Source organism: Cutibacterium avidum ATCC 25577 (genome assembly GCF_000227295.1).
In the GTDB taxonomy this organism is placed as follows: Bacteria; Actinomycetota; Actinomycetes; order Propionibacteriales; family Propionibacteriaceae; genus Cutibacterium; species Cutibacterium avidum.
On sequence record NZ_JH165054.1, the window covers coordinates 461,184 to 487,237 of the forward strand.

At 64.1% G+C, this 26,054-nt stretch carries 24 protein-coding genes and 1 pseudogene; 6 read left to right on the forward strand and 19 right to left on the reverse strand.

The window, feature by feature from the left end; genetic code table 11:
• Positions 1–114 precede the first annotated feature (114 nt).
• Positions 115–1,122: a 5-dehydro-2-deoxygluconokinase gene (iolC, locus tag HMPREF9153_RS02040; protein ID WP_004808988.1), complete on the forward strand. Its 1,008-nt coding sequence runs from the start codon at positions 115–117 to the stop codon at positions 1,120–1,122.
• Positions 1,123–1,240: 118 nt separating this feature from the next.
• Here iolC and HMPREF9153_RS02045 read toward each other — a convergent pair whose 3' ends face one another.
• The gene (locus HMPREF9153_RS02045; RefSeq protein WP_004808989.1) at positions 1,241–2,101 is read right to left on the reverse strand and encodes a sugar phosphate isomerase/epimerase family protein; all 861 of its coding nucleotides are present in this window, start codon (positions 2,099–2,101) and stop codon (positions 1,241–1,243) included.
• 187 nt (positions 2,102–2,288) lie between these two features.
• Complete coding sequence (locus tag HMPREF9153_RS02050) at positions 2,289–3,788, reverse strand: CoA-acylating methylmalonate-semialdehyde dehydrogenase (RefSeq protein ID WP_036979939.1); 1,500 nt, start codon at positions 3,786–3,788, stop codon at positions 2,289–2,291.
• 391 nt (positions 3,789–4,179) lie between these two features.
• Between HMPREF9153_RS02050 and HMPREF9153_RS02055 the strand changes: the two genes are divergently transcribed.
• Positions 4,180–4,458 carry a hypothetical protein gene (locus HMPREF9153_RS02055; RefSeq protein ID WP_004808991.1) on the forward strand — a complete coding sequence of 93 codons (279 nt, stop codon included), beginning with the start codon at positions 4,180–4,182 and terminating at the stop codon, positions 4,456–4,458.
• Positions 4,459–4,629: 171 nt separating this feature from the next.
• On the opposite strand, the gene HMPREF9153_RS02060 is transcribed toward HMPREF9153_RS02055, so the two are convergent.
• The 8 genes from HMPREF9153_RS02060 to HMPREF9153_RS02095 form a co-directional block, all read right to left on the reverse strand.
• Entirely contained in the window at positions 4,630–6,060 is a 1,431-nt protein-coding gene (locus HMPREF9153_RS02060) for a sugar porter family MFS transporter (RefSeq protein WP_004808992.1), read from the reverse strand.
• A gap of 290 nt (positions 6,061–6,350) precedes the next feature.
• Positions 6,351–7,514, reverse strand: coding sequence for a zinc-binding dehydrogenase (locus HMPREF9153_RS02065; RefSeq protein WP_238993136.1), 1,164 nt, complete (start codon positions 7,512–7,514; stop codon positions 6,351–6,353).
• A gap of 120 nt (positions 7,515–7,634) precedes the next feature.
• Positions 7,635–8,501, reverse strand: a complete 867-nt coding sequence (locus HMPREF9153_RS02070) for a sugar phosphate isomerase/epimerase family protein (protein WP_004808994.1) — start codon at positions 8,499–8,501, stop codon at positions 7,635–7,637.
• Between the two features lie 110 nt (positions 8,502–8,611).
• Positions 8,612–9,622: a Gfo/Idh/MocA family protein gene (locus tag HMPREF9153_RS02075; protein WP_004808995.1), complete on the reverse strand. Its 1,011-nt coding sequence runs from the start codon at positions 9,620–9,622 to the stop codon at positions 8,612–8,614.
• Positions 9,623–9,641: 19 nt separating this feature from the next.
• Positions 9,642–10,589, reverse strand: a complete 948-nt coding sequence (locus HMPREF9153_RS02080) for a TIM barrel protein (RefSeq protein WP_004808996.1) — start codon at positions 10,587–10,589, stop codon at positions 9,642–9,644.
• Between the two features lie 89 nt (positions 10,590–10,678).
• A complete protein-coding gene (gene iolD / locus HMPREF9153_RS02085; protein ID WP_004808997.1) occupies positions 10,679–12,586 on the reverse strand; it encodes a 3D-(3,5/4)-trihydroxycyclohexane-1,2-dione acylhydrolase (decyclizing) in 1,908 nt (635 codons plus the stop codon).
• Positions 12,587–12,615: 29 nt separating this feature from the next.
• Positions 12,616–13,485, reverse strand: coding sequence for a 5-deoxy-glucuronate isomerase (gene iolB / locus HMPREF9153_RS02090; protein WP_004808998.1), 870 nt, complete (start codon positions 13,483–13,485; stop codon positions 12,616–12,618).
• Positions 13,482–14,381, reverse strand: coding sequence for a Cgl0159 family (beta/alpha)8-fold protein (locus tag HMPREF9153_RS02095; protein WP_171023526.1), 900 nt, complete (start codon positions 14,379–14,381; stop codon positions 13,482–13,484). The genes iolB and HMPREF9153_RS02095 overlap by 4 nt, the downstream gene beginning before the upstream one ends.
• Before the next feature lie 210 nt (positions 14,382–14,591).
• Between HMPREF9153_RS02095 and HMPREF9153_RS02100 the strand changes: the two genes are divergently transcribed.
• The 4 genes and pseudogenes from HMPREF9153_RS02100 to HMPREF9153_RS02120 all read left to right on the forward strand — a co-directional run bounded on the left by HMPREF9153_RS02100 (position 14,592) and on the right by HMPREF9153_RS02120 (position 19,497).
• Entirely contained in the window at positions 14,592–15,341 is a 750-nt protein-coding gene (locus tag HMPREF9153_RS02100; RefSeq protein ID WP_036979556.1) for a GntR family transcriptional regulator, read from the forward strand.
• 160 nt (positions 15,342–15,501) lie between these two features.
• Positions 15,502–16,578, forward strand: a complete 1,077-nt coding sequence (locus HMPREF9153_RS02105; protein WP_004809001.1) for a transaldolase family protein — start codon at positions 15,502–15,504, stop codon at positions 16,576–16,578.
• A gap of 166 nt (positions 16,579–16,744) precedes the next feature.
• Positions 16,745–17,734: an inositol 2-dehydrogenase gene (gene iolG / locus HMPREF9153_RS02110; RefSeq protein ID WP_004809002.1), complete on the forward strand. Its 990-nt coding sequence runs from the start codon at positions 16,745–16,747 to the stop codon at positions 17,732–17,734.
• A gap of 399 nt (positions 17,735–18,133) precedes the next feature.
• Positions 18,134–19,497, forward strand: a pseudogene (locus HMPREF9153_RS02120) (MFS transporter).
• Between the two features lie 43 nt (positions 19,498–19,540).
• Here HMPREF9153_RS02120 and HMPREF9153_RS02125 read toward each other — a convergent pair.
• The 9 genes from HMPREF9153_RS02125 to infA all read right to left on the reverse strand — a co-directional run bounded on the left by HMPREF9153_RS02125 (position 19,541) and on the right by infA (position 25,930).
• Positions 19,541–20,173: a hypothetical protein gene (locus HMPREF9153_RS02125; protein WP_004809005.1), complete on the reverse strand. Its 633-nt coding sequence runs from the start codon at positions 20,171–20,173 to the stop codon at positions 19,541–19,543.
• Complete coding sequence (locus HMPREF9153_RS02130) at positions 20,170–21,408, reverse strand: glycosyltransferase (RefSeq protein WP_004809006.1); 1,239 nt, start codon at positions 21,406–21,408, stop codon at positions 20,170–20,172. The genes HMPREF9153_RS02125 and HMPREF9153_RS02130 overlap by 4 nt, the downstream gene beginning before the upstream one ends.
• Positions 21,409–21,524: 116 nt before the next feature.
• Positions 21,525–22,106, reverse strand: coding sequence for a 50S ribosomal protein L17 (gene rplQ / locus HMPREF9153_RS02135; RefSeq protein ID WP_004809007.1), 582 nt, complete (start codon positions 22,104–22,106; stop codon positions 21,525–21,527).
• A gap of 271 nt (positions 22,107–22,377) precedes the next feature.
• Positions 22,378–23,397: a DNA-directed RNA polymerase subunit alpha gene (locus HMPREF9153_RS02140; protein ID WP_004809008.1), complete on the reverse strand. Its 1,020-nt coding sequence runs from the start codon at positions 23,395–23,397 to the stop codon at positions 22,378–22,380.
• A 251-nt stretch (positions 23,398–23,648) separates the two neighbouring features.
• Positions 23,649–24,254, reverse strand: a complete 606-nt coding sequence (rpsD, locus tag HMPREF9153_RS02145) for a 30S ribosomal protein S4 (RefSeq protein WP_004809010.1) — start codon at positions 24,252–24,254, stop codon at positions 23,649–23,651.
• A gap of 30 nt (positions 24,255–24,284) precedes the next feature.
• A complete protein-coding gene (gene rpsK, locus HMPREF9153_RS02150) occupies positions 24,285–24,692 on the reverse strand; it encodes a 30S ribosomal protein S11 (protein ID WP_004809011.1) in 408 nt (135 codons plus the stop codon).
• 71 nt (positions 24,693–24,763) lie between these two features.
• Positions 24,764–25,138 carry a 30S ribosomal protein S13 gene (rpsM, locus tag HMPREF9153_RS02155; protein WP_004809012.1) on the reverse strand — a complete coding sequence of 125 codons (375 nt, stop codon included), beginning with the start codon at positions 25,136–25,138 and terminating at the stop codon, positions 24,764–24,766.
• Between the two features lie 378 nt (positions 25,139–25,516).
• The gene (rpmJ, locus tag HMPREF9153_RS02160; protein WP_002514836.1) at positions 25,517–25,630 is read right to left on the reverse strand and encodes a 50S ribosomal protein L36; all 114 of its coding nucleotides are present in this window, start codon (positions 25,628–25,630) and stop codon (positions 25,517–25,519) included.
• Between the two features lie 78 nt (positions 25,631–25,708).
• A complete protein-coding gene (infA, locus tag HMPREF9153_RS02165; RefSeq protein ID WP_002514837.1) occupies positions 25,709–25,930 on the reverse strand; it encodes a translation initiation factor IF-1 in 222 nt (73 codons plus the stop codon).
• Positions 25,931–26,054: the final 124 nt, after the last annotated feature.

The following is a 26,054-nucleotide window of genomic DNA, read 5'->3' on the forward strand; positions in this document are numbered from 1 at the left end:
TCGCATACGGTGGCTGGCCGTCCACACAACACGTTCACCCAGACCTCGCCCCTATTTGTCATGACATATACTGAAGCCAAATGCCGGCGATGAAGCTAACGGAGGACACCTGCAATGACTGACACGACGATCACGCCTGAGGTCATCACGATGGGACGAATTGGCGTCGACCTTTACCCCCTCCAGACCGGCGTGGGACTGGAGGAAGTCACCTCATTCGGCAAATTTCTGGGCGGCAGCGCCACCAACGTCGCCGCCGCAGCGGCACGTCTCGGACACGGTTCTGTGGCCACCGTCACGGCCGTCGGCGACGACCCCTTCGGACGCTGGCTGCGCGCCGAGATGCAACGGCTCGGCGTCAGCGACCGGTACGTCGAGACCACCGACCAACTACAGACCCCGATCACCTTCTGCGAGATCTTCCCGCCGGACGATTTCCCGCTCTACTTCTACCGGCGCCCCACAGCTCCCGACCTCCAGTTGCGCCCCTATGACGTCCCGATGCGCGACATCGTCGACTCAAAGATCTTCTGGTTCACCGGCACCGGCCTGTCGCAGGAACCAAGCTACTGGACGCACGCCGTATGCCTCGAGAACCGCGGGCGAAAGGACCACACGGTGTTCGACCTCGACTGGCGCGACATGTTCTGGCGCGAGCGCCACATCGCCAGCGAGCGCTACGCCGAGGCCCTCAAGTACACCACCGTGGCCGTCGGCAACCGCGAGGAGTGCGAGGTCGCCGTCGGTGAGCGTGAGCCCGAGCGCGCCGCCGACGCCCTGCTTGAGCGCGGTGTCGAGGTCGCCATCGTCAAGCAGGGCCCCAAAGGCACCCTGGCCAAGACCAAGGACGAGCGCGTCGAGGTTCCGCCGACCAAGGCCGAAACCGTGAACGGCCTGGGCGCGGGCGACGCTTTCGGCGGTTCCATCGTCGACGGTCTGTTGCGCGGTCTGTCGCTGGACGAGATGATCCGGCGCGCGAGCGCGGCCGGCGCGATCGTGGCGTCCCGACTCGAGTGCTCGACGGCCATGCCTACCCCCGACGAGATTGACCAGGTCGTCAAGGCAGGGCACACCGGCACCCTCGAGCAGAAGTTGCCCGCCAACACCACCATCAAGCGCTGACACCATGGCGCACGCGACGCCCATGAAGGCCCGCAGGCGCAGGGCATGACGAACCGCCGACCGGCCGGGCGGACCCCGGACCGATCGGCGGCTCGTATGGATGCCAGGCCGACGTATGTCAGGCCAGCGCCGAGAGCGCCTCGAGGGACGCCTTGGCGTTGTCGACGGGGCCACCACCAGCCGGAGGCTCCTCGTCAATCATGATGTCCTGCTCGAGGACGTAGTAACCGTCGAAGCCGGCCTCATTCAGGGTCTTGACGATCGTGGCGAAGTCGATGTCGCCCTGGCCGATCGGGGTGAACATTCCAGCCTTGATGCCCTCGCTCCAAGTGATCTCGCCCGGTAGCAGCTTGTCGGTCAGTTCCTTGCGGATGTCCTTGGCATGGACAATGTCGACGCGGTCGGCGTACGTCTTGACCAGTTCGACGACATCGGCGCCACCGCACGCGATATGGCCCGTGTCGAGGCAAAGACCCACGGTCGAGTTATCGAGCACGCGCTCAATCTCGTCCGCGTTCTGCACCATGGTGCCCCAGTGCGGGTGCAGACAGGCAGTCACACCGCGCTTCTGGCAAACCTCACGAATGCGGGTCAGGTTGTTGAAGAGCGTCTCCCAACCCTTCTCGTCCAGGACGGGGCGGGCGTCGTAGCCTTCCCGGCCAGAGTCGGCGGCCAGGATGAGGAACTCTCCCCCGGCAGCCTCGAACGCGTCGAGCTCCTTGTTGACCATGGGGATCGGGTCGAAGTCCGGGTCGTGCATGACCGCGAGGAAGAAGGCGCCAACAGGCTTGAGCCCGTACTTGCCGACGACCTGCGCGCGCTCGGCGGCGTCGACGGGCAGCCAGCCCTGGGGGCCGAACTCGGTGGCGGTCAGACCGATCTGCTTCATCTCGGTGAGCACGCGCTCGGGGCTCATCTGGTAGCCCCAGTTCGGGACCTCACATACGCCCCAACTGATGGGGGCTCCTGCAATCTTCATTGTTTTCTCCCTTGATGTAACGGGTACTTCGTGACTCCGACCTCCGTGGAGTCTGGTGGTCTTTTGATCGGCGCGACGAATGAGCCGCGTCACAGGCGGTCGAGGGCCCGGCTCCCTCGAAACCGGGCTCACGGACCGCCACGTTGATGGCGAACGGACGCGTGACGACCCTGGGGCCGTCAGTGGGTCACTCCTCGCGCTTGAACGACATCGACGCCGCGTAGGCGCCCGACTCGGACGGCCAGCGGGTGGTGATCGCCTTGGCGCGGGTGTTGAACAGGACGCCTTCCGGACCGTGGATGTGGAGGTCGCCAAGCAGCGAGCCCTTCCAGCCACCGAACGAGTAGTACGCGACGGGCGTCGGAATCGGGACGTTGACGCCGACCATGCCTGCCTCGACGTCGATCGTGAAGCGACGGGCCATGCCGCCGTCGTTGGTGAAGATCGCGGCGCCGTTGCCGAAGGGCGACGAGTTCACGATCTCGATGGCCTCCTCGTAGGTGTCGGCGTGGACGATGGCCAGTGCCGGGCCGAAGATCTCCTCCTTGTAGAAGTCGGAGTCGAGGGGCACGTCGTCGACGACGGTCGGGCCAACCCAGAAGCCGTCCTCGTAGCCGTCCACCTTGTAGTTGCGGCCATCGAGGACGACCTTCGCGCCGCGCTTCTCGACGTCGTCGACCAGGCTGAAGATGCGCTGCTGAGCACTCTTGGAGATCACGGGACCCATCTCGACACCCTCGTCGAGGCCCATGCCGACCTTGATTTTCTCGCCACGAGCCTTGACCAGCTCGGCGAGCTTCGGGCCGACGCCGCCCACGGCAACGACGACAGGCAGAGCCATGCAGCGCTCACCGGCGGCACCGAAGGCGGCCGCAGCGATGTGCTGGGATGCGAAGTCGAGGTCGGCGTCGGGCATGACGATGGCGTGGTTATTCGCCCCACCGAGGGCCTGGACTCGCTTGCCGGTGCGGGTCGCGCCCTCCTGGACGACGCGGGCGACCGGGGTGGAGCCGACGAAGCTGATGCCGTCGATACCGGGGTGCTCCAGGATGCCGCTCACGAGGTCGCGGTTGCCGCCGAGGACGTTGAAGACGCCATCCGGCAGGCCGGCCTCCTTGTAAAGGCGGGCGATGATGATTGAGGCGGTCGGCGTCGGGCTGGCCGACTTGAGGATGAACGCATTGCCGGTGGCAATCGCGATGGGGTGCATCCACATGGGCACCATGACCGGGAAGTTGAAGGGGCAGATACCCGCGACGACGCCGAGTGGCTGGCGCATGGTGTGGATGTCAACGCCGCTCGAGACGTCGGTGGAGATCTGGCCCTTGAGTGCAGTGTTGATGCCGCAGGCGAAGTCGAGGGTCTCGCGTCCGCGCTGGATCTCACCGATCGCGTCGTTGAAGTCCTTGCCGTGCTCGGCGACGATGCTCTTGGCGATCTCGTCCTGATGGGCGAGCACCAGTTCGCGCATCTTGAACATGATGGCGGTGCGCTTGGCGAGTGAGAACTTGGCCCACTCCTTCTGGGCCTCGCGGGCCACCTCGACGGCATGGTCGAGATCAGCCTGACTGGCGGCCAGGAGCTCGCTCTCGACCTTGCCCGTTGCAGGGTTCTCGACGGGGATGCGCTTGGCGGGCGTTCCCTCGTAGGACTCGCCACCCACCCAGTGCATGATCGTGTTGGTCATCGGCTCGTTTCCCTTCCTGGTTGCCGGTTGGGACCTGGTGGCCCACGAACCGTCCTTCTTCATTGAAAGTCGCTCAGCTCACGACGTCTGCGTCATAGCTTTGTCTTGACAATATCATCGCCGATGCGTCGCCACAACCGGCCACCGTGATCACCAACTCGCCTACCGCAGGCAATCCCCATCGCCCCAGTCCGCGCCCCCTAGGCGGGCCGGCAAGCCTTGCGGCGCCATTATTTGAGGCGACGCCAACGCCCATCTATGATGGTAAATGTAAGGATAAAGTACTGAAACGACACAGCTGCCAATCAGGAGCAGCTGGATCAGCTAGAGACACGATGGCCGTGTGGGAGCGGCCATCGGCTGCACCTGCGGACATCAGGGAAGGAAACCCATGTCTGCCACCTTGATCGACCCCCACACCCAGACGACCTCGAACGATTCACTCTCGCAGGAAGACTTCGCCCCTGTCGCCGGACAGCCCCACGGCACCACACCGGCGACTACCGCCCGTGGCGCCCTCAACTTCACCATCACAATGCTGGCCGTCGCCGCCGTATTGGGGCTCGCGATGCTCGTCATCCCGAGCGTGGGCCTCGCAGCCATGGCGGCCCTGGCGTTGGTCGGCGCCGGCATCGCCGGGCCGTTCGCCGCGTTCCGCAACTGCCTGTAAGGCACCTACCGGGGGGACACTGGCCACCGCTCAATGCCAGACCAGACCTCGACACCAGAAGGGAGAGCCCGTGCGGGTTCTCCCTTCTGGTGTTTTCAACCTTCCCCCGTCGCGCCCGTCGGCGGTGGGATGAGCGACCGCCCATCATCGATGCGGCTACGGATGTATTGCTCAGATCTTCTCGCCAGCTTGGAAGCGGGCCTCCAACTCCTCGAGCGACGAGCCCGAGGTATTGGGAAGGAACTTCACGAGGAAGGCGATGACAACGAGATTCAGCACTGCGAAGAGACCGAACATGCCTTGCAGACCCACCTTCGCGGTGATGACCGGGAACGAGAAGGTTAGGATGGCGTTAGTCAGCCACATGCACAGCGTCGCCAAGCCCATGGCCAGGCCACGCACTCGCAGCGGGAAGAGTTCCGAGAGCGCGACCCACACAGGGGCGTTAAGGAAGGCCTGCATGAAGAACACGAAGCTCACACAGAGGATCAGAATGAGCCAGGCGCGCAGCGAGCTGGCAGACAGGATGGTGGCAGTCAGCGTGATGAGAACGTGGAGGATCGTCGTCATGCAGAAGCCGAAGATAATCATCTTGCGACGCGAGTAGCGGTCGATGAGGAAGAACAGGCACAGCGCGGTACCGGCAACCGAGAGGACGCCGTTGGCGACGTTGGCAACGATGGCCGAGTCGGCCGAGAAGCCAGCCTCGGTCAGCAACTGAGTGCCGTAGTACATAACGGAGTTGATGCCGGTGACCTGCTGGGCAGCGGCCAAGAGGCAGCCGATGACGACCAGACGACGGATCCACGGGATCTTGAGATCAGACCAGCCTCGGCTGTTCTGGCGCGACTCCTCGTCGGCGAGGATCTCAACCTCAGCCATCTCTGCGACAGCGCGGTCCTCGCTGCGGATCAACATGAGGACACGCAGCGCCTCGTCACGATAGCCATGTTTGATGAGCCAGCGAGGCGACTCGGGCATCTTGAACATGCCAATGAAGAGCGCGATGGCAGGGATCAAGCAGATGGCAAGCATGTAGCGCCAGACGCTCTGGTGATGACCCCAGGCGTTCGCGATGATCGCGTTGATGAGGAAGGCGAGGAACTGGCCAACGACGATGGCGAGCTCGTTGCGTCCGCTGAGGGCACCTCGACGCTCGGTCGGGGCCAGCTCGGCCAGATAGACCGGGACAGTCGCGGACGCGGCACCGACGCCGAAGCCCAGCACAAAGCGACTCACCAGCAGGAAGCCGAGGTCGGGGGTGAGCACACAGCCCAACGCACCGAGGAAGAAGATGATCGAGATCATCGTCATCGTCTTCTTGCGCCCCATCTTCTCGTTCAGGATGCCGGACATGAGACCGCCAATCGCGGCACCGATCAGGAGGCTCGAGGTGACCATGCCCTCGGACTCGGGCGTGAGGCCGAGGTCGGCCTTCATCGGCTCCAGAGCGCCATTGATGACGCCCGTGTCATAGCCGAAGAGAAGGCCGCCGAATGTCGCCACCACGGCGATCAGGTCGAGACGACGCTGGTGGGGTCCCGCGGCCAGCGGTGGCAGGTCGATCTTCTTGATCTTCTCCTGCGCTGATTCTGCCGACATCTTTGTCTCTCTTTCTGAATGCGAACGCCCCGACTCTGGGGCCCCGTATCAATCACGAAGGTTCATTGATCCCACGTCAACAGTGATTTGTACGGACATATTACACGAGTTGTGTTCGATGGCGAAAGCACGGCTGCAATCGCCTCGAAACCCCTCCCTGGCCACCGGCTCGGCGCCCGTCGGCGAGATCGCCGCAGAGAACGCCCGATGCCGACCATTTCGATCATGTTGGCCCCCGCGTCCTGTCGCATGGTCGTGCGACAGGACGACACGGGAGCACGTTTGAAGGCTCAGGCGCTCATGTCAACGACGGCGCGACCAAGGATCTTCCCCTCGGCGAGCAGTGAGTAGCCCTCGTTTGCCTGCTCCAGGCTGAACCGACGGGTGACGAGGTCGCGGTAGTTGATCTCGTCATGGGCGGCCATGTCGACGACGGCCGGCAGATCGACGCGCGTCCGGGCACCGTAGCTGCCGAGAATGCTCTGGCTGCGCCGCACCGCCCGGTTGATTTCGACCTCGGCGGTCTTGACGCCTGCCCCCAGCCCGATCGGAACCATGCGTCCGCCATCGGCGAGCACGTCCAGGGCGGTCTTCCACGTGGCACCGATACCCAGGGCTTCGAAGGCCACGTCCACGCCCCGCCCATCGGTGAGCTCGAGAACTCTCTCGCGGGCGTCCGATGTCATTGAGTTCACTGTCGCCGTGGCGCCGAACCTGTCGAGCGAGGCGAGCTTTTCGTCACTGACGTCGATGGCAATGACCTGACGGGCGCCCATCGCCGAGGCAATCTGGCAGATATTGCTGCCCACTCCCCCAACCGCCACCACGGCGACCGATTCGCCGTGGCGCAGCCCGGAGCGACGTACCGCGCCGTAGGCGGTCATTGCTGCGCAGCCGAGGATGGCCGAGGCGATACCGTCCACGTCGGCCGACAGGGGGGTCACTGCGGTGGCGGGAACAACGGCGTACTCGGCAAGTCCTCCCATCGAGTACATGTAGATGGGGCTGCCGTCGAGGTCGGCCAGCCGAGTCTCGCCGTCGTACAGGACGCCGTTAATGCGGTTCATCTCAAAGAAGGGCTCACAGAGTTCATCCTCGCCCCTGGCACAGTGATCGCAGCGTCCGCACGGCATGAGGAAGGCACCTGCGACGCGCTGTCCGACAGCCAAATGGGTCGCCTGCAGACCCTCACCGAGCTCAACGATGGTGCCAGCGACCTCGTGGCCGAGCACGCAGGGCGTGGGGAAAGCGATGGCGCCGCCAATCACGTGTAGGTCCGAGTGACACAGACCACATGCGGTGACCTTGATCAGCACCTCCTCGGCCCGGGGTCGGGGTGTCTTAATGGTTTCGACCTGCAGACCCCTGCCGGGCTCGCGGAGCACAGCAGCCCGCATAGTCACCGGGATGGCGGTGTCCGCTGCCCTGGTCTCGTTGATGGATGTGCTAGTCACGGCAATCACTCCTTGATGCGCTTGACGGTTCGTGCACGGCCACAAAAGGGCGCGCTGATGCGTCCGGTGGCCGACGTGAATGGCCCCGCTGTCGGGGGGTGGGCGCGGTGGCCCGACGGTCTACTTGACCAGCTCCTTGGTAATGCGCTCGAGCATCCGCGCGTTTGCCCCGTCGGCTTTCTCATGCCACCCGAAGACGCACACCGAGACGACTCCATCGAACTCGATGTCACGCAGGGTCTGGAACACGTCTTCCCAGGGGACCTCGCCCATACCCAGCTCGTTATGCTGGTGGACGCGCACGTCTGCACCAGGCGGGTTGATGATGTACCGGTTGCCGTCGTTGGCAAGGTGGTTGAAGGCGTCGGCCATGTGCACCTCGCGGAGTTTGGGAGCACTGTCGCGGATCATGCGCGCGGCGTCGCCCTTACCGTCAGACAGGTGGAACACGTGAGGGCAGCAGAACTCGTAGCCGATCCAGTCGACGTTCACCCCACGAACGATGTTGTACGCAGCATCGTGCAGCTCGACAAAGTCGTAGGGATGCGCTTCCATGTTCAGGCGGATCTGGTATTTCTCAAACGTCGGCGCCAGCTCCTGGACCGAGCGGTACCACTGGGCCTCGCACTCGCGGGGCGTGTTCGGGTCTCCCGAGAACTCGGACGTGATCTCCCGGACGTCGAGTGCGTCCGCAATCTCGAGCAGACGCGTCCAGTTGCGCACCTGCGCGTTACGCTCGGCCTCATTGACCGATGACCAGTTGAAAACTGGATTAAGCGTGCGAATAGTCACGCCGGTCTCCTTGGATGCCTTGTTGAGTTCAGCGATGTAGGCGTCATCTGCCTTCGGATAGTGGTGCCAAAAATGGAAGTCCGCGCGGGGCGATAGTTCCACGTGCTTGAAGCCCAGGTCAGCCGCCTTGCGTAGGCAGTCTGGCGTGGACATGGTCATGTAGTACATGTTCGGATCGAGGGCTATGTCGACCATCGTGGTTCTCTTCTCGTCGACTATGGAGTACTGGACGGGCTGTTAGGGTGGACGATCCGCCCCGCTTCCGGGTTGGCGCCCCACCGGACGCCAACCCGGAACAGGAGTGATTAGGCGTAGAACCCGGGCTTGTCGATCATGGCAACCTCGACCTTCGGTCCGCTAGGGTCCTCGAGCGATGCCACTGCGGCATCAATCACGCATGCGGCGGCATAGCCATCCCAGCTGCTCGCACCGGTGTGCTCGCCCCTGGCAACCGCGTGGATCCACTCTTGGACCTCTTGGTTGAAAGCGTCGTGGAAGCGGTCGATATGCGAACCACAAATGGCGTTGCGGTTGCCGAACTGGTCGCGCACGTGGATCTTCTCCTGATCGCCGAGACGAGCCGTGCCGGTCTCCATCACAAGTTCGCACTCGATCGAGTAGCCGAACCCGATATTGACGTTGACCTCATCGTCGATGAGGACCCCCGACTCCGTGCGCATGACGACCACAATGGGATCGTTGAGGTGCTCAAAGCGCTTCGAGGTGAAACGCGGACGGTCGACGCGCGTCTCGACGATCTCCTCATCCAACAGCCACCGCATCGTGTCGATCTCATGGATCGCCGTGTCGTCAATGGCCATGCGCGAGGTGTAGGTCTTGGGCACCGAGGGGTTACGGTGCCGGTTGTGGACCAGCGTGGCGTAGCCGAGCTCGCCACCGACAAGCAACTCCTTCATCTTGTTGTAGCCCTTGTCGAAGCGGCGCATGAAGCCGACGGTGACGAGCTTCCTGCCCGCCGCCTGCTCGGCGTCCATGATCCGCAGGCAGCCTTCGGCGGTGGTGGCCAGCGGTTTCTCACAAAGGACGTACTTGCCGGCCTGCACCGCAGGGATCACGGATTCCTCATGCACCTTTCCGAAGGTCGCGACGAGGACAGCGTCCACGTTAGGGTCGTCGATGAGTTCTTTCCCGGTGGTATAGGCCTTGGCGCCGAGCGGCTCAGCAACGGCCTTGGCAGCGTCGAAATTGATATCGGCCACGGCACTCACTTGGGCGCCCGGGAGCTCATTGGCGATGCGGTCGACGTGCGCACGTCCCATGCCGCCTGCACCAATTAGTCCAATACGAACGGTCATGTCGCTGTCCTTTCCGTGCTCAGGCCTGCCCCAGGCCGAGGGATGCGAGATACTCGCGCATCTTGATGGCGTTCTGTTTGGGGAACGAATGGTCCTCGACCGGGTACATGTCCTGCTCACAGATCACGTACAGAGGCTTATCGAGGTCAGCGAGGGCCTCGATAAATGTGTCCATGGGCGGCAGACCAGCCGGTGGGCGGACCGACGCTCCCTTGGCCACGGCCTCCCCGAACGGCCAGTCCTTCTCATGTGCCTCCTCGACGAGGGACTCGTCGAACGCCTTGATGTGGACGTAGCCGATACGCTCAGGGTACTTGCGGCACAACTCGACAGGGTCTCCCCCTCCGTAGACGATATGGCCGGTGTCCAGGCAGAACGAGACGTATTCGGGGTCCGTGGCGTCGAAGATCCGCGCGATCTCATCGGGGGTCTCGATGTGCGAGTCACCGTGCGGGTGCAGGACCATCGTCAGGCCGTAGTCCTCCTTCATCATTTTGCCCAACCGGTTGGCGTTGTTGACGTAGAGGTTCCACGCATCGGGCGACAGAACGCGGTCATCGGTGAACTCCCAAGTCTTGTCGTCGCGGTAGAGGGGCGGCAGGTGGACGATATACTCGGCACCGAGCGCGGCGTGCGTCTCACCAATGGCGCGGAATGTCTTCTCGGTATCGGCCCAAGCCTCCTCTTTGTGCAGGATGCCCCAGCCTGTGCCGGCCACGACACGCATGCCACGCTCGTCGACCCAGCGCTGCAACTCCTTGGGATCCTTCGGGAAATAGCCGTATGGGCCGGTCTCGAGCACCTCAAAGCCGGCCTCGGCCATCTCGCTCATCGCGACGTCGGGATCGATCTGTTTTGGATCATCGGGGAACCAGACGCCCCATTGGTCAGGGCACACGCCAATGGTGAGCTTGGAGTAGCGCGGGTTCTTAGTGTTGACGGACTTGTCTTTGTTGTCGAACGACATCGGTGTCTTCTCCAATCCTTGCGGGCCGTATGCCTTCCGCGGCCGCGCGTGCCGCAGTGGGCCGTCCTGGCCCGCCCCGGCTTGTCTTGCTACAGGTAGTGCCGCTGTGGCTTGCGCGCCTCGACGTACTCGGCGTGTGCCTTCTGAGTGCTTTCGAGCGTCGACGTGCTGGCGACGACCACGTCCCACCAACTCGAGTTGGGCGGGTTCGGGCCCATCAGGTCGGTTTCGATGTGGATCATCGTGGCCCTGTCTGAGGCATGCGCCTTCTCGTAGGCTTGACGGAACTCGTCCATGCCGTGTGCCTCGATCACGTCAATGCCCAGACTACGGGCGTTGGCCGCGATGTCGACGCCGGGGATCGTCTTCTCGTCCTCGAGGTGGCTGCCCTGGCCGCGCTGGCGGAACGTGGTGCCAAAGCGCTGCGAACCGTGCGACTCGGACAGTGCGCCGATCGACGCGAAACCGTAGTTCTGCAGCAAGACGTAGATGACCTTGATGCCCTCCTGAGCCACAGTCGCCAACTCCATCGGCAGCATCTGGTAGGTGCCGTCGCCCACGATCGCCACGACCTCGGACTCGGGACGGGCAAGTTTCACGCCGAGAGCAGCAGGAATCTCATAGCCCATGCAGCTGAACGCGTACTCGACGTGATACTGGATCGGATTCTTCGCCTGCCACAAGGCCTGCAGGTCACCCGGCATAGAACCGGCTGCGTTGATGACGATGTCCTCGTCCCCCATGAGCTCGTTCAGGGCCCCGAAGACCTCAGTCTGCGCGGGTAGCGGTCCGTGGTCGAGGTGGTAACACTGGCGGGTCTTCTCCGACCAGGACTCCTTCTCGGCCTTGATGCGCTCGCTGTACTCGGCGTCCACGTGGTAGCCGTCGAGCAGGGCGGTCAGGTCAGTGAGGGCCTCGCGGGCATCGGCGACCACCATGATCGCCGACTGCTTGGCCGCGTCGAAGCTGGTCACGTTAATGTTGACGAACTTGACGTCGGGGTTCTTGAACTGCGTCTTGGACGCCGTCGTGAAGTCGGAGTACCGCGTGCCGACGCCGATGATCAGGTCGGCCTCGTCGGCCAGATGGTTGGCGGCGTCACAGCCCGTCGACCCCACCCCGCCAACTGCGCATTCGTGGTCGAAGTTGATGGCGCCCTTGCCGGCCTGGGTGTCCGAGACCGGGACTCCCGTGGCTGTGGCGAGGTCACGCAGCTGCTGTGAGGCCTCGGAGTAGATGGTGCCACCACCCGAGACGATCAGCGGGCGCTTGGAGGCCCGGATCGCCTCGGCCGCACACTCCAGCGCTGCCCTTTCGGCCGGTGGGCGACGCACGTGCCAGACGCGCTTGTCGAAGAACTCGACGGGCCACGCGTGCACCTCAGCCTGCACGTCCTGCGGCATGGCGATCGTCACGGCACCGGTCTCGGCCGGATCAGTCAGAACACGCATGGCGTTGAGCAGCGACGGGATGAGCTGCTCGGGACGGTTGATGCGATCAAAGAACCGCGACACGGGGCGGAAGCAATCATTGACCGAGACATCGAGGGACCGGGGATCCTCGAGCTGCTGCAGCACCGGGTCCGGTACGCGGTTCGCAAAGATGTCGCTGGGGAACAGCAGGACCGGCACGCGGTTGGTGGTCGCGAGCGCCGCACCTGTCACCATGTTGAGCGAGCCCGGACCGATGGAGGCGGTGCACATGTACGTCGACATGCGATTCATTGTCTTGGCGAACGCCGCGGCTGCATGCACCTGTCCCTGCTCGTTGCGGGGCATGATGTAGGGCATTTCGTTCTCGCCCTCGGCCGGATTGATCTCGTTTTGCAGCAGCGCCTGGCCAAGGCCGCAGACGTTGCCGTGGCCGAAGATGCCGAACGCCCCCGGAATCAGGCGGTGCTCGACACCGTCGCGCTCGGAGTATTGGTTCGACAGGAACCGGATGGTCGCCTGGGCGACGGTCAGTTCGACCGTCCCACGGTAAGCCTCATTGCTCATGGATGTCTCTCTGGTTTTCGATTGATGGTTCAGTGGGTCATGGGGAGCCGGGGGTCAACCTCTTGCGACTCCCAGGTTTCGCGGATCCATGCGTGGTGCGGGTCGTCCACCGACTTCCAGGTCTGGTCCTCGGCGGGTCCGGCCATGACGTTGAGGTAGTACAGGTCGTATCCCGGGGCCGCGACGCAGGGGCCGTGCCAACCGTGCGGGACGAGCGCGACGTCACCATTACGCACCTCGGCCAGCAGGTCGATCGGACGCTCCGGCGTCCCGTAGGTGCGGTGCAGTGCGAAACCGGGTCCGCCGGCCCCGTCGGTCACCTCGAAGTAGTAAATCTCCTCGAGTTCGCGCTCATTCTCGGAGTATTCCTCGTGCTTGTGAGGCGGATAGCTCGACCAGTTGCCGCCAGGTGTCAAGACTTCCGTGACGAGCAGGTGCGAGGTGGAGACGCCGTTGTTCAGCGCGTAGTTGTTCACCTGACGCGAGCAGTCGCCCGTGCCGCGCAGACTGACGTCGACGTGATCAGTGCCGTAGAAAGCGACGGGCAGGTCTGACGCCGCGATGGCGCCGGGGAGCGCGAAACGCCCGCCCTCTGCGGAGGAGATCTTCACGGTGGTGTGGCGCGGGATGTAGCAGAAGTCGCTGATCGCTTCGAACACGCTGGGACGGCCCACGAGCTCTCGAGTCTGGCCGTCGACCTCGATGGTGCACCCGCCGTTCAGCGGCAGGACGAGAATCTCGTCATCGCCGGTGTCGTAGCTCAGCTCGCCGCCGGCGTCGAGTTTGACGACCTTGATGCTCGACCAGGTCCACCCAGCACGCTGCTGGGTGATGTCGACCTCGTACTGGTCGTGACCGGACTCACCGGCCGGGACGTAGATGTCAGGATTCGTGTTCACAGCAAGCCAACCGCCTCATCAACTACCGCCGCCACGTCGCCGGACGGCGGGAAAAGTAGGGATCTTCCGATGACCAGACCTCGCACATTGGGGATGGCCAGCGCACGCTGCCAGGAACCAAGGGCCGCATCGGCGTCCTTGTTCACCTCACCGCCGAGGATCAGGGCCGGCATCGTCGTCGACGCCATCACGCGTTCCATGTCGTCGACGGCCGGAAGTTTGAGCCACGTGTGCGCCGACGTTCTTCCCAGCCCCGAGGCTATCGCAATGGCCTTGATGACGGCCTGGGGACTGAGGTCGTTGCGGATGCGGCCCTCCTGCCACTGCGAGATGAAGGGCTCGATCATGGCCATCACCTGATGATCGGCCAACTCGTCGACCGCGTGGGCGCAGGCCTCCAACGTCGCGACGCTGCCCGGATCGTCGTAGTTGATGCGCAACAGTATCTTGCCGCCATCCAGGCCACTGTCGGCAATGCCTTGGGCGTCGTAGCCCGTGAAGCGGTCGTCCATCTCGAACTTGGCCCCCAGCAACCCGCCGCGGTTCATCGACCCGTATACCAGCTTGCCGTCAAGGGCACCCAGTAGCGTCAGGTCCTCGATCATGTCGGCGGTGCCAAGGAACCCCGTGACGCCGGGACGGCCCAGCGCCTCGACGCATCGCGCCAACAGTTCGCCCCGATCGGCCATGGCCAATTCGTCGGCGCCCGCTCCCAGCGCCCCGCGTGCCGGGTGGTCGCACGCGATGATCATGAGCTTCTCGTCCGATGTGGGCATCGCTCGTCGAGGACGAGTCGCCAAGGCTTCGCGGACCCGCTGCGGCTCATGCGAACGGATGTCCACCAGATCACTGATTGATGACAACCCCACCGCCCCTTTGCTCGTTCCGTCGGCCATCGACGGATGTGTCGTTATCCAGACAATACCGACGGCCATGCGGCGACGTCAAGGGATTGTCTTAACAAAATGCGCGTCTTGCGCGCCGCGCCGCCAATTACCCTCGTCACGACGGCCAATGATGAATCCTCACCCGACAGGGGGCTACAGTTTCCCCGATACAACGCTGCGACGACCGGCGCCGACGAACATGACGGGAGAAGGAAACCAATGGACGACGAGGTCTATGCCCCCGAGATCATGCTCGATCGATCGAGCGCCGTCCCCCTGTATGAACAGATCGCGACGCCCATCGCGAAACTAATCTATTCCAAGGAGCTCGCCCCCGGCACTCGCATCGAGGACGAAGTGACGATGGCCAAGCGTCTGCAGGTCTCACGACCCACGGCCCGACAGGCGCTTCGCCGACTGGTCGACCAGGGACTCGTGGTCCGTCGGCGCGGCATCGGGACCCGCGTCGCCCCGGCCCTCATCCACCGCCCCATGGAACTGACGAGCCTCTTCGGCGACATCGAGAAGGGTGGTCACCGCGCCACCACCACCGTGCTCGACTACGGCGAACTCGAAGCGTCCCGCGAGGACGCAGAGCACCTGGGACTCGACGCGGCTGGTACTCCCGTCACATACATCCGACGGCTGCGCCTCGCCGACGGTGAGCCGATCGCCATCATGACCAACCTGATCCCACATGAACTGGCCCCCACTCGCGAGGAACTCGAGGCCGGCGGCCTTTACGAGGCGCTGCGCGAGCGGAACGTCCACCTGAACTCGGCGCGGCAGTCGATCGGCGCTCGGAATGCGACGACCGAGGAGGCGAATCTGCTCGGACTGAAGCGCGGTGCGTCGCTGCTCACCATGCAGCGGTGGACGATCGACCAGACAGGACGGGTGGTCGAGTACGGCAAGCACGCCTACCGCGCCGACCGCTACACCTTCGACTCAACCGTGTTCACACCCTGATTGCTCGCCTTGACGGGATCGGCCCGGCGCCCCACCATCATTGTCATGACAAATGGCGATTCATCCGCTAATGTAGTGACAACGGACAGCGACGTCGGCTGAATCCGCGCCATGGTGAGCACGGCTCCGACGGACGCTCCACTATTCCAGGAGGAGCCACATGGTCATCGAATACACACCAGGGCCGCTGCTCGACGCGACTCGCCAGTTTCCCACCGTGCTGTGGAACGACTCGGCTGACCCGGACGAGCTTCGCCAGTCCATCTCTTTCGGCGCCGTCGGCGCCACATGTAACCCGACCATCGCCTACACCTGCATCAAGCAGAAGAAGGACCGCTGGGCGGTCCGCATCAAGGAAATGGCCGAGGAGATGCCCGACTGCGGCGAGTCTGAGATCGGCTGGCGCGTCGTCCGCAAGTTGTCGGTCGAAGCCGCCAAGCAACTCGAACCGATCTTCGAGGAGCACAAAGGCCGCAACGGTCGCCTGAGCATCCAGACCGACCCGCGCCTCATCCGTAGCACCCAGGCGCTCGTCGACCAGGCTGTCGAGTTCTCGGAACTCGCCCCGAACATCATCGTCAAGGCTCCGGCCACCAAGGCTGGCATCGCCGCCATCGAAGAGGCCACCTACCGCGGCGTCTCGATGAACGTGACCGTGTCGTTCACCGTCCCGCAAGCCGTCACTGCCGCCGAGGCCATCGAGCGTGGCCTGAAGCGCCGCGAGGCCGAGGGCAAGGACGTCTCGACGATGGGCCCCGTCGTCACCCTCATGGCCGGCCGACTGGACGACTGGCTGAAGATCGTCGCCGATCGGGACCAGTTGTTCATCGACCCGGGTCATCTTGAATGGGCCGGAGTCGCCGCCCTGAAGCGCGCCTACCACGAGTTCCAGGAGCGCGGCCTGCGCGCCCGCCTGCTGCAGGCCGCCTTCCGCAACGTGCTGCATTGGTCCGAGGTGCAGGGTGCCGACATGGTCGTCTCGCCGCCCTTCAAGTGGCAGCAGCGCATCAACAACTCGGGTTACAAGCCCGTCAGCAAGATCGACGAGCCCGTCGATCCGAAGATCATGAAGACGCTGCAGTCAATCCCCGAGTTCGTCCGCGCCTACGAGCCGGACGGCATGACCATCGACGAGTTCGACACCTTCGGTGCCACTCTCCGCACGATCCGCGGCTTCCTCGACGCCGACAACGACCTGGACAATCTGGTCCGCGACGTCATCACGCCTGCTCCCTGATCGAGCGCCCAGGTTGGGGGCACTTTCGTCGCGATGGTGCCCCAACCGTCTGATCAGCCATCCGCGTCATTCCGACCCGCCCGTCGGGAGCGGCCCACCGCGGGTCGCCTAACCGAGAACGCGGATCACGCACTCTTCATCCACGAATAAAAAGGAACCACCCAAGATGCTCAAGATTGCCGTCATCGGTGCCGGCCGCATCGGTCACGTCCACGCCCGCTCCGTCGCGGCGCATCCCGACGCCGAGCTCGTCCTCGCCAGCGATCCCTTCGGCGACGCTGCCGAGAACCTGGCCAAAGAGTACGGCGCGCGCTTCACCAAGGACGCCGACGAGGTCTTCGCCGATCCCGACGTCGACGCCGTCATCATTGGCTCGCCCACCGACCTTCACCTGGGCCAGCTCATCGCCGCCGCCAAGGCGGGCAAGGCCGTCCTGTGCGAGAAGCCGATCGCGCTCGAGGTCGCCAAGGTCGACCAGGTGCAGGCCGAACTCGACAAGATCAACACCCCGGTTATGTTCGGCTTCAACCGCCGCTTCGACCCCTCGTTCGCCGCTGCGGTGGACGCCGCCAAGTCCGGCAAGATCGGCACGGTCGAGCAGGTCACGATCATCAGCCGCGATCCCGCTGCTCCCCCGGCCCAGTACCTCACAGGGTCAGGCGGCATCTTCTGCGACATGACGATCCACGACTTCGACATGGCCCGCCACATCTTGGGAGACGTCGTCGAGGTGAGCGCCTTCGGCCAGAACTTCAACGCCGACATCAAGGCTATCGGCGACTTCGATGCCGCCGTGATCGTGCTGCGTTCCTCGACTGGCGCGATCGCCACCATCACCAACGACCGCGCATGCGCGCCGGGCTATGACCAGCGCCTCGAGATCCACGGCACGAGCGGCTCGGTGAGCATCGACAACGTTCGCCCCACCACGCTACGTCTCAACAACTCCGAGGTCACCGCGGCCCAGCAGCCGTACCTCGACTTCTTCCTCGAGCGTTACGCGGACGCGTACAGCCGCGAGCTGTCGGCATTCATCAAGGCCGTCTCCACGGGTGAGAAGCCGAATCCCGGCATCGAGGACGCCGTCGCGGCCCTGCGACTGGCCGACGCCGCCACCGTGTCGGCCCACGAGGGCCACGCGGTGAGCCTCGTGTAGGCAGCGGTCTGGACAGGGCGGTGGCCCGGGCATGGCGCCCGAGCCACCGCCCTTTTTCGTCCCCTTCTTTCTTCGTCTCTAGGCGTCGGTGACGTCTCCGTGCGTCGATGATCTCGTCGCTCGAGGGTGCTCGCCCACCACCCCTGACCCACCAACGGGTGGTAATCCCGAAAACACATACACGAGCTGCCACCTGGAGTGGCAGGCTCATTCAGACTTTTCGATATGTGCACGGGACTCACGAATCTCGGCGAGGCGACCCCCTCCACGGCTAAATTTCAACAGGGCCGAAACCGTAACTAACGGCCCACCAGCCACGAAACGGCATGTCGATTGACCGACAGATCCGCTCGGTATCGTCTCGTAGTGCATTGTCCGCCACCGGAAGGGGCTGCCACGATGGCCGCCAACACGCTGCCCACCAGTTCGATGCCCAATACTGAGATAGCGTCAACACGCATCTCCCCGGAATCCAGACGCTTCCTGCGCCATGTCACCGCTGCCACGGCGTTCGGAGGCGGACTCGACATCACGACCTCGGTATCATCAGCGTCGTCATCCTGCACATCAATCATGACCTGGGTCTCTCCCCCGCAATGGAAGGTCTGGTCGGCGCCGCAAGCCTGCTCGGTATTTTCATCGGCGCTCCACTCTTCGGCTACCTCACCGACAAGTTCGGCCGCCAGAAGATGTTCATGGTCGACATCATTTCCTTCATCGTCATTGGTGTCGCCCAGGCCTTCGTCACCGGCGGGGTGTCCCTGGCCATCCTCCGATTCCTGCTGGGCATGGCCATCGGCGCCGAATACTCGATCGGTGCCCCGATGCTGTCGGAATTCGCCCCGGCCCGGGAGCGTGGATCGAAGCTGGCCTTCCTTGAGTTGTGTTGGCGTATCGGTTTCCTCATCGCTGTTCTGCTGGGCTACGCGCTGTTGTGGCTCGGGGTCTCGTGGAAGTGGATCCTGGCGACCTCGGCGATTCCTGCTCTCGTCGTGTTGGGCCTGCGGATCGGTCTGCCAGAATCCCCACGCTGGCTGCTTCGTCACGGCCGTGAGGCCGAGGCTCGTGAGATCGTCGAGAAACACATGGGTCCGGAGTTCTTCGAGGCCGAGGAGTTCGCCGCGGAGTCGATCGGCGAGGACGGGTACCGCAAGCTCTTCCGCAAGGGTCAGCTGCGACGCACCGTCTTCGTCTGCATCTTCTGGACGTGCATCGTCACCCCGTACTTCGCCATCTTCACCTACGCCCCGAAGGTGCTGGAGTCCCTCAATGTGAAGTCCCAGGCGACCGGCACGATCCTCTCGAACACCGTCGGCGCGGTCGGTGCCCTCATCGGCCTGCTGGCCATCGACCGGATCGGTCGCCGCCGCATGCTCATTGGCCCGTTCTGGGTACAAATGGTGGTCCTGCTGGTCGTCGGCCTGTGGACGAACGCGCCGTCGTGGGTGCTGGTGCTCGGTCTGGCGGTCTTTGCCCTGGTCAACTCCTACAGTGACATCCTCACCGCCGTGTACCCGTCAGAGATCTTCGACACCGACATTCGCTCCAGCGGCGTCGGACTCGGGTCGGCGATGAGCCGTATCGGCGCCTTCCTCGGCACCTACCTGCTGCCCATCGGCATGGGGACGATCGGCATCAAGTGGTGCATGGTCATTGCGGCAGGATTGTGTGTCATTGGCGCGGTGACGGGCCAATTCATGGCCCCGGAGACCATGAACCGCTCCCTCACCAGGACGTCCACCGGCGAGCTCATGGACACCTGAGCACTTGGGGCCTGGGATCTCGCCCGATCCCGGGTCGGCCAGGTCAGGCGGATACCCCGAATGGCCGGTATATCCACCTCTGGATTCCCGACCCCGTCAGCCAGGACTTCCAGACACTGACGACGGTGATCGGCGCCAGGGCGACGGTGGTGTCGATGCTGTTGAGCTTGGTGCGGTCCAATACGTCGGTGATGGGGACGAAGGCGACGTCTCCGGCTGTGTTGCCCGGACGTGATGCGCAGACGTCGAGCTCCTTGCCCTCGTACGTGACGCGCAGCCAGCTGTGGCCGGTGTGGTACCAGGGGTGGTGCTCCAACCGGACGCGTGCAGCATGGACCGGCTTCACCTGGAATCCGAGTTCCTCGAGCACTCGCCCGAGGACGATGTTGTACTGCCCCGAGTGGCCGTGACCAGCCGCGAGAGATGCCTCCGGGCTGAGCCACAGATGCCAGCAGGAGTAATGGGTGTACATCCGGTGGACGAGCTGGGTGGCCTCATCGACGAGGGCCCAGCCGGTCTTGCCCGTCGCTCGGCAGGCCGCGACGACGTCGTCAAAGGTACGCAGTGGTTCGTCGCCGGGCCCCTCAGGCAGGGCTGGTTCTGGTTTCGGCGCCGCCACGACGACCGGGACGACGATGGCTGCCACACCGGCCAGCACGAGTGGGATCTTCTTCATCTGCGCTCCTGATGGTCGTCGGCGTGCTGGTCGTCTGTCTGCGGGGCGAGTGGGTCGTCGACGCCGCTTAGGACGTCGTGCCGGTCCTTGAGTTTCTGCTTCCAGTAGGGCTTCCTACCAGGACGTGCGGCAATCTCGGAATGAACAGCCAGCATCTTCTCGACACTGGCTTCCCAGGTGAACTGCTCGGCTCGCCGTCGAGCGGCCTCTCGCAGGTCGGGTCCTAGTCGGTCGGCCAGACGCACGGTTGCATCCGCCAAACCGTCGGCGTCGGGACTGCCAGCCTCTCCGCTGGTGGCATCGACGATCTCGTGTGCGCCTCCTCGGTTGGCGGTGACAACCGGGGTTCCGCAGGCGAGAGCTTCCAAGGATGCCAACCCGAAGGTCTCCGCCGGGCACACTGACATGGAGAGGTCTGCCGCCGCAAAACGACGGGCAACTTCGTCGCGCCCTTCCACGAAACCGTTGAAGAAGACCGGGGCGTCGCCGGCCTGCTCCTTCAGGGTGTCAGCATCGGGACCGACACCGTACATATCCAGTCGCAGCGGGACACCGCGGCGATGCAATTCGACGGCGGCAGCGACGGCCAACTGCGGGCTCTTCTCGTGACTCATCCGGCCGACGTAGCACAGCCTGAGGAGCCCGTCGGGGCGCGGGGTGGGAAGCCCGGGCTCGCGCTTGTCCGGATGGAAAGTCTCAAGGTCGACACCGAGAGGAACCTTGACGAGGCGAGCTCCAGTGTCGGCGAACTCACCCGCGGAGTAGTCCGAGGTGACGACGACCACGTCGAAGGACTTGGAGAGACGGCGATTCAGGGCGCCGACAGCGGCGGCGACGCCGAACTGACGACGCACCCACATCGTCAGCATGTCGTCGAGGCGTTCGTGGCTGAACAGGACCGAACCGATGCCGCGTCGAGTCGCCCAGCCGGCAGCTGGGGTGAGGGTCCACTTGTCGGAGGACTCGATGGACGTGGGCCGGAAGCGATCAAGGATGTCGAGAGCACGCCAAGGCGTGGCGATCATGCGGTAACCGGCCGAAACTCGTGGTGCCGCGATCTCGACCGTGATGCCGGACTCCGACTCCGTGATGCGGTCCCTCGGTCCTGGAATGACGAGGATACGCTCGTGCCCTGCAGCGACGTATCCCCTGCCGAGGGCGTCGATGGCCACCTTCATGCCACCCGAAACAGGGCCGACGAAGTTGGCGAGCTGAGCGATACGGAGGGTCGTCACTCCTCCAGCCTATGTGGTGATGACGCATGACGGTGTCCGGGGTTGGGTCGAGTTCGCAGAAACCACGAGCGCCGGCCCCTGGGGGACCGGCGCTCGGGTGTTTGAAGGAGGATGGATCAGGCCTGAGTCTTCTCCTCGGCCTCAACGGCGTCCTGCTCGGCAGCCACGGGGGCGTCAGCAGCGGCGTTCTCGGCCAGGGTGTTGTGCTCGATGGCGGCGTCACCCTCGGTCTTCTCGGGGGCGACCTCCTTGACCTCCGGCTCCTTGGCGTCAGCCGCCTCGGTAGCGGTGTTGATCTGCGCCTTGGCGTCAGCAGCGCTGGCCGGAGCCTTGGAGGACACCTTCTCGGTGACGACCTCGATGACGGCCATGGGGGCGTTGTCGCCCTTGCGGTTGCCGATGCGGGTGATGCGGGTGTAACCGCCGTCGCGACCTTCCATGAGGGGGCCGATCTCGGTGAAGAGGATGTGCACGACGCCGCGGTCGGTGATCGTGCGGTTGACGATGCGACGGTTGGCGACGGTGTCGGTCTTGGCTCGGTTGATGAGCTTCTCGGCGAGCGGGCGGACGCGCTTGGCCTTGGTGACGGTGGTCACGACATGGCCGTGCTCGAAGAGCTGGCTGGCCAGATTGCGCAAGATGATCCGCTCGTGGGCCGGGGACCCGCCAAGACGGGGACCCTTAGTGGGCTTCGGCATTCTTTTTCTCCTCGTGTGTCGGTGTGGCGGGCAGGTGGACCCGCCGCGATCCGGCTGAGGGAGGACGGTTGCCCTCCCCTCCCCTTCCCCGTCAAGCGACGGGTGGGGGTGTGGCCAGGGTCCACCCCCCTGGCCTCCCCTCCGAAGAGAGGAAATCTTTGGTTGTCACAGCGACTCGACCCACTACTCAACCACAAACCAACTCGCGATCACCCGGCAGAGTCGAGCCACTCGGGGGATGCAAGGGGGTCGCCCCCCTTGCACCAATAAATCAGTACTGCTCGGTCTCCGCGTAATCATCGTCGTCACTGGCCTCGTCGTAAGCCTCGGCGGCGGCGAGCGGATCAAAGCCCGGGACGGAGTCCTTGAGAGCCAGGCCGAGCTCGGTCAGCTTCTCCTTGACCTCGTCGATGGACTTGGATCCGAAGTTGCGGATGGCGAGCAGATCCTGCTCGGAGCGGGAGACGAGCTCTCCGACGGTGTGGATGCCCTCGCGCTTGAGGCAGTTGTAGGAACGGACGGTGAGGTTGAGCTCCTCGACCGGGGTTCCGAGGCTCTCGGCGTACTCCTCCTCAACCGGGCCGGCACCGATCTCGATGCCCTCGGCGTCGGCATTGAGCTCACGCGTCAGACCGAACAGCTCGACAAGGGTCTTACCGGCAGAGGCGACGGCGTCGCGCGGCTGAATGCTCGGCTTGGTCTCGACGTCGACGACGAGCTTGTCGAAGTCGGTGCGCTGCTCGACTCGGGTGGCCTCGACCTTGTAGGTGACCTTGAGGACCGGGGAGTAGATGGAGTCGACGGCGATCCGACCGATCTCGGAGTTCGGGTCGTCGTTGAGGGCGCTGGACACGTAGCCGCGTCCACGCTCGACGATGAGCTCCATCTCGAAGCGGCCATCGTCGTTGAGGGTGGCGATGTGCAGGTCCGGGTTGTGGATGGTCACACCGGCCGGCGGGTTGATGTCGGCAGCGGTGATCTCGCCGGCGCCGGACTTGCGCAGGTACATGGCGACGGGCTCGTCCTCCTCGGAGGAGAGGACCAGGCCCTTGAGGTTCAGGATGATCTCGGTGACGTCCTCGACACAGCCCTCGATGGTGGAGAACTCGTGCTGGACTCCCTCGATCTTGATGCTCGTCACGGAGGCGCCCGGGATGGACGACAACAGGGTGCGACGCAGCGAGTTGCCGATGGTGTAGCCGAAGCCGGGCTCCAGGGGCTCGATGATGAACTTCGAGCGGAACTCGGAGATGGACTCCTCGGTGAGGGTGGGACGCTGTGCGATGAGCATGTTTTCTACCTTTCGCGCCGACCGCTATATGAAGGCGCAGAGGGGAACAGGATGACGGGAACTCCCCGCCGCGAGGTTATTCAGTTGTTGCATCCCCGGGTCGACCGAAGTCGACCCGGGGAAAGCTGGGCTGCAAGGGGGTCGCCCCTCATCAGCTTCCAGGTGGCCTCAGAGCAATGCGCAACCACCGAGTCGGTGAAAATACGCAGTGACTTGGCTCACTCGGGGATCCAGGGGGGTGGCCCCTCGGATCACTTGGAGTAGAGCTCGACGATGGCCTGCTCGTTGACGTCGACGACGATCTGCTCACGGGTGGGCAGCTGGTGGATCAGGATGCGCCCCTTGTTCGGACGCACCTCCAGCCAGGCCGGAACGTCGCGGGTCTCGAAGGTCTCGCGGGCGACGACGATCGGGTGGAGGTCCTTGGACTTCTCGCGAACGTCAATGATGTCGTGGGTGCTCACGCGGTAGGAAGGAATGTTGACCTTCTTGCCGTTGACCAGGAAGTGGCCGTGGCTGACCATCTGGCGAGCCTGACGACGGGTGGCAGCAAGTCCGGCGCGGTACACGACGTTGTCGAGACGCGACTCGAGGATCTGCAGCAGGACGTCACCAGTCTTACCCTGGGCGCGATCCGCCTCCTCGTAGTAACGACGGAACTGCTTCTCCAGGACGCCGTAGGCGTAACGAGCCTTCTGCTTCTCGCGCAGCTGCAGCGAGTACTCGGAGTCCTTGGTACGACCGCGACCGTGGACACCCGGAGGGTACGGACGACGCTCGAAGGACTTGTCGTTGCCGACAAGGTCAGTCCCGAGGCGACGGGACTTCTTGGTGAGGGGGCCGGTGTAACGGGCCATTGTGTATCAGTCCTTTGCTCTCGGAGTGGGTCAGACGCGGCGGCGCTTCGGCGGGCGGCATCCGTTGTGCGGAACGGGGGTGACGTCGGAGATCGGGCCGATCTCCAGGCCGACGGCCCCGAGGGAACGGATGGCGGTCTCACGGCCGGAGCCGGGACCCTTGACGAAGACGTCAACCCGCTTCATGCCATGCTCCATGGCGCGACGTCCAGCGGCCTCGGCGGCCATCTGAGCGGCGAATGGGGTGGACTTACGAGAGCCCTTGAAGCCGACGGTGCCGGCAGAGGCCCACGAGATCACCGCACCGGAAGGATCGGTGATGGCGATGATGGTGTTGTTGAACGTGCTCTTGATGTGCGCCTGTCCGGCGACGACGTTCTTCTTCTCCTTGCGGCGCACCTTGGTCTTGGGTGCAGCCTTGCGGCCTGCAGTAGCCATGTGATGTCTCTCCTGAAATCAGTGTGATCTGCGCATCGATGAAGGTTGGTGAGTGCCCGATGGGCAGTGACTCACTTGGCCTTCTTCTTGCCGGCGACGGCCTTCTTCTTGCCCTTGCGGGTACGGGCGTTGGTGCGGGTGCGCTGACCACGGACCGGGAGTCCGCTGCGGTGACGACGGCCCTGGTAGGTGCCGATCTCGATCTTGCGGCGGATGTCAGCGGCCACCTCACGACGAAGGTCACCTTCGACGTGGTAGTTGGCCTCAATGTGGTCACGCAGAGCCACGAGCTGATCGTCGGTCAGCTCGTGGACGCGCAGGTCACCGCTGATTTCGGTGGCCTTCAGGGTCTCGGTGGCGCGGGTGCGGCCGATTCCGTAGATGTAGGTCAGGGCGACCTCGAGGCGCTTGTCGCGCGGCAGGTCAACTCCGATGAGGCGTGCCATGTGGCATCCCTTTCTTGTTCGTTCGACCCGAACGAAGTCGAGCCGCGAAGGTGTCCGGCGTGGAGCGTCCTCGTCATTCCTGGGAACGATGGGCGGTGTCTGACCGTCCGACGAGGCCCCGGCCTTCGTCCGGGGGTGGTGGCCCAGATCCGTGCTCGATGGTTTCGAGCGGGGCTCCGGGACGTGCTTCCACGGTGTCCCGGGCAATGCCCGGGAGGTCTGCACCAGCGTGTGCAACCGGTGCGTTTTCTGTTGTGCAGTTCAATTGTTCACCGCTCCCACCTGGCGGGTGGGCCTGACGGTGGACCTCAGGGGCCGAACCCCTGCATTCCTGCTGACCGTCGCGTGGACGATCTGCGATCCCGTCGCGGCGTGGGCTCAGCCCTGACGCTGCTTGTGGCGCGGGTTGTCGCAGATGACCATCACGCGGCCGTGGCGACGGATGACCTTGCACTTGTCGCAGATCTTCTTGACGCTCGGCTGAACCTTCATGAGATTCTCTTTCGCGTAACGGTCCCCTGGCGGGAACCTGGGTGGTGCGCCGTTAAGCGCTTGGCAATGAGCCGCAGCTCACTTGTGGCGGTAGACGATCCGACCGCGAGTGAGGTCATAGGGCGACAGCTCGACGACGACACGATCCGACGGCAGGATTCGGATGTAGTGCTGACGCATCTTGCCGCTGATCGTGGCAAGAACGCGGTGCCCGTTCTTGAGTTCGACACGGAACATGGCGTTGGGCAAAGCCTCAACGACAGTTCCCTCCAGTTCGAGTGCTCCCTCTTTCTTGGCCATTACGTCCCATCTGTCCGCTGGCCGTACCCCCTGCGGGCACGGCTGTTGGCTCCGCACAGACGGAGCCAACAGCTAACGATACCTTCTCGATGCCGTCGCCCCAAATTGGCGACGGCGTCACCAC